The organism is Pseudomyxococcus flavus (assembly GCF_050038885.1).
Classification (GTDB): Bacteria; Myxococcota; Myxococcia; order Myxococcales; family Myxococcaceae; genus Myxococcus; species Myxococcus flavus.
On the sequence record NZ_CP143624.1, the window covers coordinates 478,458 to 492,242 of the forward strand.

The window sequence follows — 13,785 nt, forward strand, 5'->3', positions numbered from 1 at the left end:
GCCAGCCTCGTGGGCCTCCCGGCGGTTTTTCCCCCCGCCACGCGCCAGCCCGTATGCTGGGGCCGTGCACGTGGCGGGGCGACTGAGTGAGACGTACGAGGAGGAGCTCCTCCTCGCGATGGACGAAGGGCTGCTCTCCGGAGAGGAGGCCGCGGCCCTGCGTGAGGAAGCCCTGCGCCTGCGGCGTGGCCCCCTGGAGCTGCTGCGGGAGCGGGGCCGGCTCTCCGAGGACTCGCTGATGGCGCTCCGCGAGGAGCTCGCCGCCGAGAGCACGGATCCGGGCGCCGCCCGGCCGCTGGAGGCCCCCACCCTCACCCCGGCCACCCCGGGCGTCGCGCAGCCCGCCTCCCCCATGCCGGACGGGACGGACTTCCCCATCCCGGACTGGGACCGCTACCAGCCCGTGCGCTTCCTGGGCCAGGGCGGCATGGGCCGCGTGTTCCTGGCCTACGACCCGCTGCTCCGGCGCAACGTGGCGCTGAAGTTCGTCCGCGGCGAGGACGCCGAGCTGGCCCGCCGCTTCCTCTCCGAGGCCCGCGCCCAGGCCCGCGTCCGGCACGAGCGCGTGTGCGAGGTGTACGAGGTCGGCGAGGTGCGTGGCCGCGGCTACATCGCCATGCGCTACGTGGACGGCCAGTCGCTGGGCCAGCTGGCGCGCTCGCTCACGCTGGAGCAGAAGGTGCTCCTCCTGCGCCAGGCCGCCGAGGGCGTGCACGCCGCGCACGGCGCCGGGCTCATCCACCGCGACATCAAGCCGGGCAACATCCTGGTGGAGCGCACCGCGGACGGCGGGCTCGCCCCCTTCGTCATGGACTTCGGCCTGGCGCGCGACTGGCGCGAGGAGGGCGCCGCGCCCAACGCCGTGCAGGGCACCCCGCACTACATGGCGCCGGAGCAGGCCCGCGGCGAGGTGGCGCGCCTGGACCGGCGCGCGGACATCTACGCGCTGGGCGCCACGCTCTACTCGCTGCTCACCGGGCGCCCCCCCTTCACCGGCGCCACCGAGGCGGAGGTCATCACCCGCCTCCAGAACGAGGAGCCGGTGCCGCCGCGCGCCCTGGACGCCGACATCCCGTCGGACCTGGAGGCCATCGTCCTCAAGTGCCTGGAGAAGCAGCGGCCCGCCCGCTACGACTCGGCGCGGGCGCTGGCGGAGGACCTGGAGCGGTTCCTCGACGGCGAGCCCGTCCTCGCGCGCCCGGGGCTGGCCTACCGGCTGCGCCGCAAGGCGCGCAAGCACCGGCTGGCGCTGACGCTGGGCTCGGCGGCCTTGACGGTGGTGCTGCTGGCGCTGGTCCAGACGGCCCTCGCCCGCGGCGAGGTGGCCGAGCGCGAGCGCCTCACGCGCCGCTTCACCGAGCGGGTGGAGCGCATCGAGGCGTCGGCGCGCTACTCCGCGCTCTCACGGCTGCACGACACGCGCGAGGACCGGCGCGAGCTGCGCGCGAGCATGGAGGCGCTGGAGGCCGAGGTCCGGGAGGCGGGCATGCACGCATTGGGCCCTGGCCAGTACGCCCTGGGCCGCGCGTTGCTCGTGCTGGATGAGCGGGAGGCGGCGCGCACGCGCCTGGAGGCCGCGTGGGCCCAGGGCTACCGCGAGCCCCGGGTGGCCTGGGCGCTGGCGCAGGTGCTGGGCGACCTGTACCAGGAGCGGCTCCTGCTGGACGTGGAGCGCCGCAGCCCCGAGCAGCGCGAGCTGCGCCGCAAGGAGCTGGAGCGGAACTTCCGCGACCCGGCCCTGGCCTACCTGCGCCAGGCCGAGGGCCCCGACGTCCCCGTGCCGCCCCGCTACGTGAAGGCGCTCTTCGCGTTCTACGAGGGCCGCCACGAGGAGGCCCTGGACCACCTGGAGGCCATGGGCCGCGCGCAGCCCTGGTTCTACGAGGCCCCGCTGCTGCAAGGCGACGTCCTGCTGGCGCGGGCCACGCAGCGCTGGCACCAGGGTGACAAGGTCGGCTCACAGGAGGACCTGGACGCGGGCCGCCGCGCCTATGCGACGGCCATCGCCACCGCGGAGAGCCAGCCCACGGGCCACTACGTGCTCGCGCGGTTGGAGCTGGCCGCGATGGTGATGGCGCTCTACGGCGAGGGCGATGTCCTGCCCCACTACGAGCGCGGCGTGGAGGCCGCCTCGCGCGCGCTCATCGCCGCGCCGGACCATCACCGCTCGATGGTCGTCATGGCCCGGCTGCACCGCCGGCTCGCCGAGCAACGCATCAACCAGGGACGCGAGGACGCGGAGCCGCCGCTGGAGAAGTCCATCCACGCCGCGCGCGAGGCCCTCGCCCTGGCGCCGCCCAGCGACCGGGTCGCCCTGGAGCTGGCCATCTCCTACCGGCTGTGGGCCCGCTACCGCCAGGAGCGCGGCCAGGACCCGGCCGAGCAGCTCCGGCTGGCCATCGAGTCCTTCGAGCGCCTGCGTCCCGAGGAGCGGGACTACGCCTTCCACGCCAACCTCGGGCTGACGTACCAGGTCTGGGCCGACGCGGAGGCGGAGCGCGGCGTGGACCCGCTGGAGCACCAGGGCAAGGCGATTGACGCGTACCTCGCCGCCATCCGCCTGCGGGAGAACCAGGCGGACGCGTGGATCAACCTGGGCAACGCGCTGCGCAGGCGCGCCTCGACTCCGGGCGCAGCCGACGCCGCGGGGGACCTGACGCGGGCCCGCGACGCGCTCGCGAAGGCGCTGGCCCTCAACCCCGGCAACGTCGTGGCCTGCTTCCGGGGCGCGGAGATCTCCGAGCAGCTCGCCCGCTGGCGCGCCAACCACGGAGAGCCCCACGAAGCGGACCTGGAGCGGGCGTTGGCGCTCTTCCGCCAGGGCCTGGGCATCAACGCGAAGCTCCCCCCGCTCCACAACGGCCTGGGCGCGGCGCTGCTGTGGCAGGCGGAGCAACGCTGGGAGGAAGGCGGCGACCCCGAGCCCCTGCTCCAACAGGCGCAGGCGGCCTTCGAGGAAGCCCGGCGGCTGGCGCCCAAGCAGGTGTATGCCCACAACAACCTGGGCGAGGTGTGGACCCTGCGCGCCACCTTCCAGTCCGCGCGCCAGGAGTCCCCGGAGGCGAGCGGGCGCGCCGCCGTGGAGGCCTACCGGCAGGCGCTGGCGCTTCAACCGAAGGACGCGGACCTCTGGGCCAACCTGGGTCACGTGCAGACGCTGCTGGCCACGTGGCGCCTGGAGACGGGCGGTGAGCCGAAGGCGGAGCTGGCGAACGCCGAGGCGTCCCTGTCACAGTCGACGGCGCTGAACTCCCGCCAGGGCCACGCCTGGAGGAACACCGGTGAGGCCCGGGCGCTCAAGGCACGCTGGCTGGCGCGCCGGGGCACGGCCCGGGACGCCGACTTCGAGCGCGCGGCCCAGGCCTTCCAGCAGGCCCTGTCGCTGGAGCCCCGGCGGCACGACTACCGACTCGCCGCCGCGCGGTTCCAGCTCGCCTGGGCCGAATGGCGCCAGCAGCACGGCGAGGACGCGGCGCCGCTGCTGAAGCAGGGCCTCGGGCTGGTGGAGGAAGTCCTGACGGACCGGCCCGGCTGGGCGCGGGCCCAGGCCCTTCGCGGCAGCGCGCTGCTCGCGCTGGCGGAATTACCCCAGGCCTCCACCGAGCAGCGGCAGACCTGGCGCGGCCTGGGTGCGGAGGGGTTGCGGCAGGCCTTGGCCCGCAACCCCCACCTGGAACCCGAATGGAGAGGCCGGCGCGTTTCGGCTCGCGAGCCGCTGGCCGGCCCTCCGACGCCCTGACGTGGGCCGAGGGCTCAGGTCTCCGGCGGGTCCGTCGTCACGTCCAGGTTGCCGTTCTTCGTCTCCAGCTCGCTGCCGTGGCTCGGCTTGCTGGACGTGGGGACGTCCACCGTGAACGGGTACGGAATGTACGCGGCCGAGTCGGCAACGGGGTCATCGCGCTTCGCCGCCGCGAGGGAGGTGTTGTCCAGGGTGAAGGATGCCGTCGAGACGAGACACGCGGGCGGATTCACGGTCGCGCTCGAAGGCCCTTCCGCCGAATCGAGGATGAAGCGAACAGTGTCTCCGTGCCGGACCTTGTTGCTGGGGTCGTAGACCAGATCCCCCGACTTCTTGATGATGACGGTGACAATGCCCATGGGCCGTGGCTCCTGTGCCCCGCGAGGGGCCGCTGAAGAAGTGCTGCCGATTGTGAATTGCAGGCACCGTACCAGACAGGTTTGGTTCCCGGCACACTCGGAGACTCCTTTTCAGCGCGGACCTCCGGAAGCACCTGGACACGTCAACCGAACCCAGCAGGTTCGGACTGACGCGTCAGGTTGGCTCAGTCCTCCTCCGGCGGATCCGTCGTCACTTCCAGGTTGCCGTTCTTCGTCTCGCTCCTGCTCTCCAGGCGGGGGTTCCCTTGCGGAGTGGGGACCTCCACCGTGAACGCATACGTGTTGGACGGGGCCACGGCGTCGACGAGGTCATCGTATTGCGTCGGCCCCTCGGGGGGCATTCGCAGGGTGACGGGCTTCTTGTCGACGAGGCAGTCCGGCGGATTGACGGTCGCGGTCGGAGGCCCGGCATCCGGGTCCAGGACGAAGCGGACGGTGCACCCATGCCAGACCGTGTTGCCGGGGTCGTATTCCAGATCGCCCGACGCCTTGATGGTGACTTTGACGAGATTATCGCCCATGGGCCATGGCTCCCGAGCCCCGCTGGGGGCAGGTGAAGGACAGCTGCCGGTGGTGGATTGCAGGCGCTGTTCCAGGCAGGCCTGGCGCACGGTGCACTCGGAGCCCCGTTCCCAGCGGGGTCATCCGAAGGCCTCTGGACACGTCAGCCGAACCCAGCAGGTCCGGGCTGACGTGTCAGGCCACCTCACCCACCACTGAGGCCCAGCTCCCGCACCCTTCGCTGGAGCGCGCGCTTGGAGACCTCCAGCCGCTGCACCATCCGGTCGAGGTCCCCTTCGCACTCATGGAAGCACTGGGCGATTTCCTCGGGGCTCAGGTCGCGGGCGGTGCGCAGGAGCGAGCTCTTGTCGATGAGGACGTACACGGAGGGCCGGGGGATGCCCAACCAGTCCGCGGTGGCCTTGAGGTCCCAGGAGCACGCGCGCAGGGCCTCGAGCAGCTCCTGTTCGCCCACATCGGCCGGCTTGCGCCGCGCCGCCTTCGCCCCGTCGCCGTCGTCCTCGCCCGCGCGCGGCGTCAACGGGCGCCCCGGAATCGGCTGTGCGTCCGCATCCAACATCTGCTCCAGCCGCGCGTCGGTACGCAGCCCCGGCAGGCCCCGGCTGCCAATGACGAGCTGCCGGGTGACGTTGCGAAGCTGGCGGATGTTGCCGGACCACGCATGGCGCACCAGGCGGACGGCCAGGGACGCGGGCAGCCACGGCTCGGCGCGCGGGTCCGAGGCGGTCAGCCGTCCGCCCTCCCCCATGGCCTCCAGCTCCTGGCGGGCGAAGTGGTGGAAGAGCAGGCCAATGTCCTCGCGGCGCTCGCGCAGCGGCGGCACCAGGATTTCGAAGCCGGCCAGGCGGTGCAGCAGCGGGGCCTTGAAGAGGCGCTCCTGGATGCGCGCCTCCAGGTGCGCGTCCGTGGCCGAGACGAGCCGCACGTCGACAGGCACCGGCGAGTGTCCACCCACCGGATAGATTTCCCCCGTCTCCAGCACGCGCAGCAGCGCGGCCTGGACCTCGGGCGGCGCCTCGCCGACCTCGTCGAGGAAGAGCGTGCCGCCCTCCGCGGCCCGGAAGAAGCCCTCGCGGTCCCGACTGGCGCCCGTGTAGGCCCCGCGCTGCGCGCCGAAGAGCTCCGCGGCCACCAGCTCCTTGGCGAGCGCGCCCAGGTTGACGCTGACGAAGGGACCGGCGCGGCGGGGGCCACTGGCGTGGATGGCGCGCGCCACCAGCTCCTTGCCCGTGCCCGTCTCGCCGCGGATGAGCACCGGCACGTTGAGGTCGGCCACCCGGATGATGTCCTCGCGCACGCGGTGGATGCCCTCGCCATGGCCCACGATGCCCAGATCCAAGGGGCTCACCTGGCGGAACGACGACGCCAGGTGGAGCAGCAGCACCACGCGCTCGGCGAGCACCAGCGGCACCCCGGCGGACAGCTCCTCGCGGGAGAACTCACGACCGCCCTGGACCAGCGCGTCCGCCACCCGCACCTGCGTCCCGTCCTCCGGCACCAGCATCCGGAGCCCACCGCGCGGGCCGGGCTCGAACTCCACGGGCTTGCGGCTGAGGAAGGGGTCCCCCAGGGGCAGGGCCATGAGCCCCCCGGGCCGGGAGAAGTCCGGCGCGTTGCGAGACAGGGCCGCCGTGCGGCCCTGGGCCGCGAGCACCTCCAGCAGCAGCCGCTCGCCAATGCGCTGTGGCTGGGGGTGGGACACAATCGTCAGGGCGGGCACGGAGAGCGCTACCGGCGTGTTCCCGGTCTGTGCGCGGCCCGCGGTGGTCGACATGTCTGCGGCGAGTTTCTGCTGCATGGGTATTCGCGTGAGTCCTGGGATACCCGTTGAGCCTACACTGCTCTGCGTCGAAGAGCGGGACCTATCCCCCTGAAATTCGAGGCAGGACGCCACGAGTGGGGTTCGCGGCCCCTCCTCCAGGTCGGCCTCCCATGCCAGACCCTACTCGCAGCGTCCCTCCGTCCCACTCGCCGCCGTGGCATGGCGGCAGGCGTGCAGCGCCGGAGGCACGTCCAGCGAGTAGCTGAGCTGGAGGACATCCTGGCTGCTCTGGATGTTGACGCTCTGCGCCTGAGGGGCCCCCGGGTCGAAGGTGTCAAGGCTGTAGCGAATCTGCCCTTGTGGGTTGATGCTCACCTTGGTGGTGGGCTCCGCCGGAGGCATCAGGACGCTGCGGGCGAGCGAGCGGGCGTAGGAGCCATCCGGCCGCCGGAACGAGTCCGCGCAGTCCGCGGCCCCGTCACCATGTTGGCCTGGTAGATGCGGGCCTGGTTGGTGCCTCCCACGGCGCAGCGCGAGCCGTTGTCGGGCTGGAACTCCAGGGAGTTCCAGACCACGCAGCTGGCCAGCACGCCGGAGCCGCTCGCGGTGCGCTCCGCCATCTGCCCGTACTCCAGCCGCCAGCCGTCGGAGGCCGGCCCGGCGGTGCCGCCGTCCGTGACGTCCACGAGCCGCGCCTCGCGAAGCCTCGTGCGGTCGAATGCGTCCGCCTCCGCCTCGTCTGAGAACGCTCGCACCACCGTGCCGCCGTCGGCTTGCTGCACGGCCTTCCCGTAGGACCAGAACCCGTAGTACCGGTTCTTGCTGACGTGCGTGGCCGGGAAGGTTCCCACGGGGCTCGTGTCGAAGGTCCCCCCATCGAGCGACGCCTGGTCGGTGGTGCAGCCGTAGCCCCCCTCCTGCTCGCCGCAGTGCACCGTCTTGTGCTTGAGCACCTTCGGGGAGGAGAGCCCACCGCAGGCGGAGACCGTGTCCACCTGGGTGCCACGGAAGCCCCCACACACGGCGCCCGGCCTCCGTCACCTGCGACAGCCGTCTACCCGCCAGCTCGGTGGACGTGACGTACTCTCGCGCGCCGACCTCCAGGGTCAGGGTGCTCCGCCAGGTGCAGGCGTACTTCCCGCAGGCGTAGGGGTTGTCGACCTTGCACTTGGGCCTGGGCCCGGCTCTGGGCCCGGGCCATGGTCGCGGCGAGGTCGTCGAGCGCGCCCATCACGTCCATGCGCGGCTGCATCCCGGAGAGCGAGGCCACGGACAGGGTCGCCAGGATGCCCATCAAGGCGACCACGATCACCATCTCCAGGAACGTGAATCCAGACACACGTTTCCGCCACACGAGGCGCCCTCCAGCTTCAATCACATCCACGCGGGGATGACCTGGACGGCGCCAGAGCGCCCACGGCCCGAGACGTCATTTGTTTCACTTTTCCAGCTCAGGAGAGTTGAATCCGACCCGTGCGACACGACACGCCGTACGAGCACGGGTCGACAACCACCCAATCACTAACAGTTTGATATCAGAGAGCCCGCCCAGCCCGGTGCTCCAGGCTGAATTGACAGACTTCCACATGTTTCCGGAGACGAACGAGGTCTCCTGGAGTGAATGTCATTCCCGGCCTCCGGGACGGCGGAGGATGGCCCGGCTCCCGGGATGTGAGCGGGGGACTGGCTGGTCCAGGAAGCCCGACCTATCCTCCCATCGCCATCCACCTCCGGACCCCATGGGCTACGTCCACATCATTCGAGACTTCGCTTCCCCGCATGAGGGGCGCTCGCGCACCGTGCGCATCTACACACCGGATGCGTACGACGCCTCACCTGACAGGTCCTTTCCCGTCCTCTACATGCAGGACGGGCAGAACGTGTTCGCCCATCCGGAGTCCGCCCTCTTCGACACCTGGTGCGCCAACCTCACCCTGGAGCGGCTGGTGGCCGAGCGCCAGGTGGAGCCGTGGATCATCGTCGCGGTGGACTCCACACACGAGCGCCTCTCCGAGTACTCCCCTTGGGACGAGCCGCGCAGCAACGTGGCGGCCGGCGCCGCGCCCTACGTGCGCTTCCTCATGGACACGCTCAAGCCCTACATCGAGCGCACCTACCGCGTCCGCCGCGGCCCCGAGTGGACGGCGGTGATGGGCGCCTCGCTGGGCGGCCTCATCTCCCTCCACCTGGGCTGGACGCACCCGGGCCAGTTCGGTCGCATCGGCGCGCTGTCCCCATCGGTGATGTGGAGCTGGAACCGGATGTTCTCCGAGTGGTCAACCCACACGCGCCAGTGGACGCGCATCTACCTGGACGCGGGCACCACGGAGACGGTGGACCCGGTGGGCTACGTCATGCGCTACGGCGAGGCGACGCGGGACTTCCACCGCCACCTCCAGTCCCTGGGCTACGCCGACCATGAGCTGCGGCTGGTCCTCGAACCCGGCGGCGAGCACCACGAGCGGGACTGGCAACGGCGGCTGCCGGAAGCCATGCGCTGGCTGCTGGGCTGACGTGCCGGGCCATCCGGCGCGTGGCGGGGCAGTGCTAGGGTGTCCGCCGAATGGACGCATCGATTCCAGCGACCCCGGAAGAAATCTTCGTCACTTTCGGTCTCCCCCTCCTCTTCGGCGGCATCCTCCTCTATGCCGCCTGGGTCGTCGGGAGCTTCATCCGCGATGCGATGGTGGAGCGGAACGTGCTCAAGCACGGCGAGGACGCGGAGGCCACCGTGCTCAAGTTGCGGGACACGGCCTGGCGCGTCAACCACCGCCCCGTCTTCGAACTTCTCCTGGAGGTCCGTCAGCGCGGACGCGCGTCGTATCAAGCGCGGGTGAGGAAGCGGCTGGGCCCACACCAGAGCGTCGGGTCGCTGGGCGTGGGGATGCGCCTGAACGTCAAGATCGACCGGAACGACCCGGGCAAGGTCGCCATCGTGGGCGCGGCCATGACAGCGCCTGCTGGCGCCTTCGTGATTCAGGGGATGCCGTCCGCGGGGGATCCGGTGAAGGCCATGAAAGACCTCCAGTCGCTGATGGATGCCGGCCTCATCACCCCGGAAGAATTCGAGGCGAAGAAGGCGCAGATTCTCGCGCGCATCTGAAGCCTCCTCGCGCTACACGATGGACGCGGCGGCCCGCTGGACCTGGGGCACGCCGGGCAGCGTGGGCGCTGGATTGAGCGCCTGGACCAGCAGCGAGCGCAGCGCGTCCGCGAGGTCATCCCCCGAGCCCAGCGCCCCCGCCGGAGCCCCCTGCAACGCCGCGGGGACCTCCGCGCCCACCACCACCACTGGCATCCGGACCTCCCAGGCCAGGTAGTGCGCGAGCCGCACGGAGGGCTCGGCCACGTCCATCAGCAGCGCGCCCATGGCGCCCGCGGTGAAGGGACGCCACAGCGGCCGCGCCGCCTCCGCCGGAGGCAGCACGCAGAAGTCCAGACGCAGCACCTCGCTCAGCACCAGGCGCCCCAGCGTGCCGAAGCCGCTCTTCACCGCGGTGGGCTCGGCGGACAGCGCCTCCATGCCGGGCATGCGGGAGAGGACCCGACGGGCCGCGCCCGCGTTGCTGCCGCACACGAAAATCTTCGCGGTGGCCACCTTCGCGGGGGCCCGCGTGCGCAGAATCCGGCCGCGCAGCGCGTGAACCTCCGCCGCGCCCAGCAGCTCGCCCGTGACGGCCTCCACGCCGTCCCCGTCCGCGGCCTTCGCCACGCCCCGCTGCATGAGCGTGGTGAGGACGTTGAGCACCTCCAGGTCGGTGGCCGGCGCCAGGTCCAGCACCTCGCCCAGGGCGCGCGGCTGGCGGAGCAGGTCCACCACCTGCTGCGTCACCGGGTGCTGGTCCCCTTGCAGGTCCGCGTCCGGCGCCAGCATCAACCGCGTGTGGCGCGGCGGCAAGGCCGGCATCAGCCGGTTCACCTCGTCCGACTGGCGCATGCCCTCCAGCAGCGCGTCATCCATGCCGCGGTTGATGCGCGGCCGCGCCGTGTTTCCACCGGGCGAGAAGGTGAACGTCCCATCCACCCAGGCCAGCAGGCGGAACAGGGCCTTCTCCCCTTCCACGCGCCCCAGCTTCGCATTCACGGGGCGGCCTTCGACCACGGCAATCTCGCCGCGGTCGTTGCCGCGCTCCAGCGTCAGCCGGCCGCTGCGCCGGTTCATGCCCAGCAGCTGCATCAGGTCCGGGATGCTGAGCTGGCTGAGCGAGCCTTCGATTTCCTGCTGCTCGCTCTTGAGGTCCTTGGCCGCCTCGCTGCGCCGGAAGATGTGCTCGATGCGGCTGAGCACCTCGTCCAGATTGAAGGGCTTGCGCAGGTAGCCGTCGCGCAGGCCCCGCAGCCGGTCCGATTCGAAGCTCGCGGTGGTGAGCACCACCGGGATGTCCTCGGTACGCGGGTTGGTGCGCAGAATCTGGATGAAGGTGCGCGCGTCCAGCAGGCGGCAGGCCTCGTCGAACAGCGTGAGGTCCGGGTGGCGCAACACGGCCACCTCCAGCGCCCGCGAGCCGTCTGGCGCGTAGTGCACCTGATACCCCTTGGTGCGCAGCGCCCGCGACAGCGAACGCACGGACTCGAGGTCGGGGTCGGCGATGAGGATTTTCCGGACCGGGGCCACGGTGGCGCTCCGCTTCGTGTCAGTAGGGCTGCAGGTCGTATTCGGCCTGCAGCTTGGAGATGAGCCCGTCCACCACCGCGGTGTCCGAGGTGTGGAACCCCCACGTCGCTCCGTGCCCCCGCCGCTGGATGAGCGCGTAGGCCGCGTTCTCGGAGAGCCAGAGGATGAACTCGTGCCGCGCGATGCGCTCGTCCCCCTCCAGGAACACCGGCGTCAGCGCGGGGTGCGACTCCAGGTCCATGCGGCGGCCGAGCAGGTAGATGCGAGAGGCCAGGTCGGGCGGCGCGGACTCCAGCCCGGCCGCGATGGGCAAATCCGTGCGAATCTCCGGCCCGCCCACGTACAGGAGCCCGCGAGAGCCCGGGTCGCGCATCATCTCCCGGGCAATCTCCGCCTGGAGCTCGTCGAAGAGGACGTCGGCCACCTTGCCCCGGCGGCTCGGCTCGGAGCGCTCGTCCACCGGCAGGCGGGGGCTGTTGGGCGTGCCCAGCAGCAGGTCCACCTCGTCCCAGAAAGGCAGCCCGTCCAGCATCAGCCGGCGCTGCAACGACGCGCGCCGCTCGTCCATGCGGCGGCGGCAGCGGTGCACCAGCTCGTCGAAGTCCTCGCCGTCCTTGGGGAAGGTGCTCGCCCCGCCCACCAGCATCAGCGGCAGGCGCTGGTCCACCTCCATGGCCTCGGGCTCCTCGCGCACGGCGGCCACGGCGCGGCGCACGAACATCAGCGCCCCGAAGAAGTCCGTCTCCGGCAGCAGGAGGTAGAACTCCTGGTCGCTCGCCTTCGCGATGACGTCCGAGTCGCGGATGATCTTGCTGAGCGCCTTGATGATGCCGCGCACCGCCTTCTTCGCGTCCGCCGCGCCCTGGCGCACGCGCACCAGCGGCAGGTTGTCGATGGAGAAGGTCAGCAGCGAGAACGTCCGGCCGTAGCGCCGCGCCTTGTAGATTTCCTTGGAGGCGTAGTCGGTGAAGTAGCTGAGGTTGTACGCCGCCGTCTCGCGGTCGCGGAGGCCCAGGCGCTGGAGCGCGAGCATCTTCCGGCCGTTCTTCAGGCCCACCGCCGCGAAGTCCGCCAGCACGCGCGCATCGCGCATGTGCTCGGGACGGAAGTCCCCCGCCAGCGGGTCGGAGAGCTGCGACAGGCCGACGACTTCTCCCGACGCCACCAGCGGCACGTACATCACCGCCGAGCGCTCGTCCCGGGCCAGCCACGGCTGGGCCTCGCGCAGCCGTCCGGACAGCGGGCCCTCCGGGCTCATCTTCTCCGCGAGGAACTGCCGGTCCAGCAGGCCGCGGTAGGCCCGCAGCACCAGGTCTCCCCGGTCGTCCGTCACCCACAGCGCCGCGCTCTGCGCGTCACAGACAGCCGCGAGCTCCGAGGTGAGGCGCTCCTGGAGCCACTCCAGGTCGGGATGGGACAGCAGCTCCAGGCAGCGCTGGTGCAGGTTGTGGAAGCGGGCGAACTCGAGGTTCTCGTCGCGCAGCTGCGTGCGCTCGCGCCGCAGGGACGCGCGCTCCAGCGCCCGGTCCACGGCGAGCAGCATGTCGTGGGCGTCCACCGGCTTGGTGAGGCAGTCCGCGGCGCCCGAGCGCAGCGCCATCTCCGAGCCTCGGAGGTCGGTGCGCTGGCTGACGAGGATGACCTCCTGGTCCGGGTCTCTTTCGCGCAGGCGTGCGGTGAGGGCGAAGCCGTCCACGCCCGGCATCACCACGTCGGTGATGACCAGGTCGAACGGCGTGCGAGCCGCCTCTTCGAGCGCGAGCGTTGCGTTCTCCACGGCCACCACGCGATGCCCGTTACGCGTGAGCAAGTCGCTGGCGAGCTGACGGAAGAACAGGTCGTCGTCGACGACGAGGATGGGTCCGGCCACGGCGCGTTCTGACCTGGGGGCGAGAGGAACGCGGGAGGTTACCGGCCCGAGGGAACCGCGACAACGCCCTCGAAAACAAACGCCACCGGTCCACGGAGGCGGATGTCGGACAGGTCGGCGGGGACGCGGATGCTCAAGTCGCCTCCTGGCAGGGTGACGCGCAGCCAGGCATCCGCCGGCAGCCGCCTGGCCAGCACGGCCGCCACGGCGGAGGCGCACGCGCCCGTACCGCAGGCCTGCGTCAAGCCGCAGCCCCGCTCCCAGACGACGACGGTGAGCCCGTCCGGGTCCACGCGGACGAACTCCACGTTGGTGCGGTCCGGGAAGGACGGGTGCCGCTCCAGCAGGGGGCCCAGGCGAGGGGCGTCCTCCAGCGGCTGGTCCAGGAGGACCAGGTGGGGGTTGCCCATGCTGACCGCATGGGCGCGCAGCGGGGGGTGGCCCGGCAGGAGCTCGTCAAGGAAGGGCTTTCCCGTGGCGCCCGACGGCAGATTGGGCGCGACCAGCCGCGCTGGGCCCATGGAGATGTCCACGCCCACCACTCCCCCCTCGCCATAGGACGGGAAGCAGGTGAGCACGCCCGCCCCCGTCTCCACGTCGATGTGGCCCGGCGTGGTGCCCGCCGTGTCCACGAGGTACTTCACCGCGCAGCGCAGGCCGTTGCCGCACATCTCGGCGATGCTGCCGTCGGCGTTGTGCACGACCATCCGGGCAACGCCTCGCTCGGAGGGCAGCAGCGCCAGGACGCCGTCCGCGCCGATGCCGAGGCGGCGGTCACACATCCACTGGGATGCGGCGGCGTCGATGTCCACGCCGGAGCCCCTGCGGTCCAGCACGACGAAGTCATTGCCCAGGCCCTGGTACTTGAAGATGCGCTCGCGAGCTTCCACGGGCGCA

The 13,785-nt window shown here is 71.5% G+C and carries 12 protein-coding genes; 3 read left to right on the plus strand and 9 right to left on the minus strand.

From position 1 onward, the window contains the following. Positions 1–64: 64 nt before the first annotated feature. Positions 65–3,739 (plus strand): protein kinase domain-containing protein, encoded by a 3,675-nt coding sequence (locus tag VZL07_RS01850; RefSeq protein WP_426753591.1) that lies wholly within the window; start codon positions 65–67, stop codon positions 3,737–3,739. Positions 3,740–3,753: 14 nt separating this feature from the next. On the opposite strand, the gene VZL07_RS01855 is transcribed toward VZL07_RS01850, so the two are convergent. The 6 genes from VZL07_RS01855 to VZL07_RS01880 all read right to left on the minus strand — a co-directional run bounded on the left by VZL07_RS01855 (position 3,754) and on the right by VZL07_RS01880 (position 7,787). Continuing rightward, a complete protein-coding gene (locus VZL07_RS01855; protein WP_426753592.1) occupies positions 3,754–4,098 on the minus strand; it encodes a hypothetical protein in 345 nt (114 codons plus the stop codon). A gap of 185 nt (positions 4,099–4,283) precedes the next feature. After that, the gene (locus VZL07_RS01860; protein ID WP_426753593.1) at positions 4,284–4,640 is read right to left on the minus strand and encodes a hypothetical protein; all 357 of its coding nucleotides are present in this window, start codon (positions 4,638–4,640) and stop codon (positions 4,284–4,286) included. A gap of 185 nt (positions 4,641–4,825) precedes the next feature. Further along, on the minus strand, positions 4,826–6,439 hold the full coding sequence (locus VZL07_RS01865) for a sigma 54-interacting transcriptional regulator (RefSeq protein ID WP_426753594.1): 1,614 nt from the start codon (positions 6,437–6,439) through the stop codon (positions 4,826–4,828). Between the two features lie 144 nt (positions 6,440–6,583). Further along, positions 6,584–6,805, minus strand: a complete 222-nt coding sequence (locus tag VZL07_RS01870) for a hypothetical protein (protein WP_426753595.1) — start codon at positions 6,803–6,805, stop codon at positions 6,584–6,586. Next, complete coding sequence (locus tag VZL07_RS01875; protein ID WP_426753596.1) at positions 6,805–7,425, minus strand: hypothetical protein; 621 nt, start codon at positions 7,423–7,425, stop codon at positions 6,805–6,807. Before VZL07_RS01875 ends, VZL07_RS01870 begins: the two co-directional genes overlap by 1 nt. 32 nt (positions 7,426–7,457) lie before the next feature. Then, positions 7,458–7,787, minus strand: coding sequence for a pilus assembly FimT family protein (locus VZL07_RS01880; RefSeq protein WP_426753597.1), 330 nt, complete (start codon positions 7,785–7,787; stop codon positions 7,458–7,460). 355 nt (positions 7,788–8,142) lie between these two features. Here VZL07_RS01880 and VZL07_RS01885 point away from each other — a divergent pair, with 355 nt between their 5' ends. Both VZL07_RS01885 and VZL07_RS01890 read left to right on the plus strand, forming a co-directional pair. Next, positions 8,143–8,916, plus strand: coding sequence for an alpha/beta hydrolase (locus VZL07_RS01885; RefSeq protein WP_426753598.1), 774 nt, complete (start codon positions 8,143–8,145; stop codon positions 8,914–8,916). Between the two features lie 50 nt (positions 8,917–8,966). Next, positions 8,967–9,506: an SHOCT domain-containing protein gene (locus VZL07_RS01890; protein ID WP_426753599.1), complete on the plus strand. Its 540-nt coding sequence runs from the start codon at positions 8,967–8,969 to the stop codon at positions 9,504–9,506. A 12-nt stretch (positions 9,507–9,518) separates the two neighbouring features. On the opposite strand, the gene VZL07_RS01895 is transcribed toward VZL07_RS01890, so the two are convergent. From VZL07_RS01895 to dapF, 3 genes are read right to left on the minus strand one after another with little or no spacing between them, the layout of a single operon-like run. Continuing rightward, the gene (locus VZL07_RS01895; protein ID WP_426753600.1) at positions 9,519–11,018 is read right to left on the minus strand and encodes a DUF4388 domain-containing protein; all 1,500 of its coding nucleotides are present in this window, start codon (positions 11,016–11,018) and stop codon (positions 9,519–9,521) included. Positions 11,019–11,037: 19 nt separating this feature from the next. After that, positions 11,038–12,888 carry a response regulator gene (locus VZL07_RS01900; RefSeq protein WP_426753601.1) on the minus strand — a complete coding sequence of 617 codons (1,851 nt, stop codon included), beginning with the start codon at positions 12,886–12,888 and terminating at the stop codon, positions 11,038–11,040. 38 nt (positions 12,889–12,926) lie between these two features. Then, the gene (gene dapF, locus VZL07_RS01905; protein WP_426753602.1) at positions 12,927–13,778 is read right to left on the minus strand and encodes a diaminopimelate epimerase; all 852 of its coding nucleotides are present in this window, start codon (positions 13,776–13,778) and stop codon (positions 12,927–12,929) included. Positions 13,779–13,785 lie beyond the last annotated feature (7 nt).

Excerpts from the sequence above, each read along its gene's own strand:
- VZL07_RS01855 (WP_426753592.1), bottom strand. The coding sequence starts at position 4,098 with ATGGGCATTGTCACCGTCATCATCAAGAAGTCGGGGGATCTGGTCTAC.
- VZL07_RS01860 (WP_426753593.1), bottom strand. The coding sequence starts at position 4,640 with ATGGGCGATAATCTCGTCAAAGTCACCATCAAGGCGTCGGGCGATCTG.
- VZL07_RS01865 (WP_426753594.1), bottom strand. The coding sequence starts at position 6,439 with ATGCAGCAGAAACTCGCCGCAGACATGTCGACCACCGCGGGCCGCGCA.
- VZL07_RS01870 (WP_426753595.1), bottom strand. The coding sequence starts at position 6,805 with ATGCCTCCGGCGGAGCCCACCACCAAGGTGAGCATCAACCCACAAGGG.
- VZL07_RS01885 (WP_426753598.1), top strand. The coding sequence starts at position 8,143 with ATGGGCTACGTCCACATCATTCGAGACTTCGCTTCCCCGCATGAGGGG.
- VZL07_RS01890 (WP_426753599.1), top strand. The coding sequence starts at position 8,967 with ATGGACGCATCGATTCCAGCGACCCCGGAAGAAATCTTCGTCACTTTC.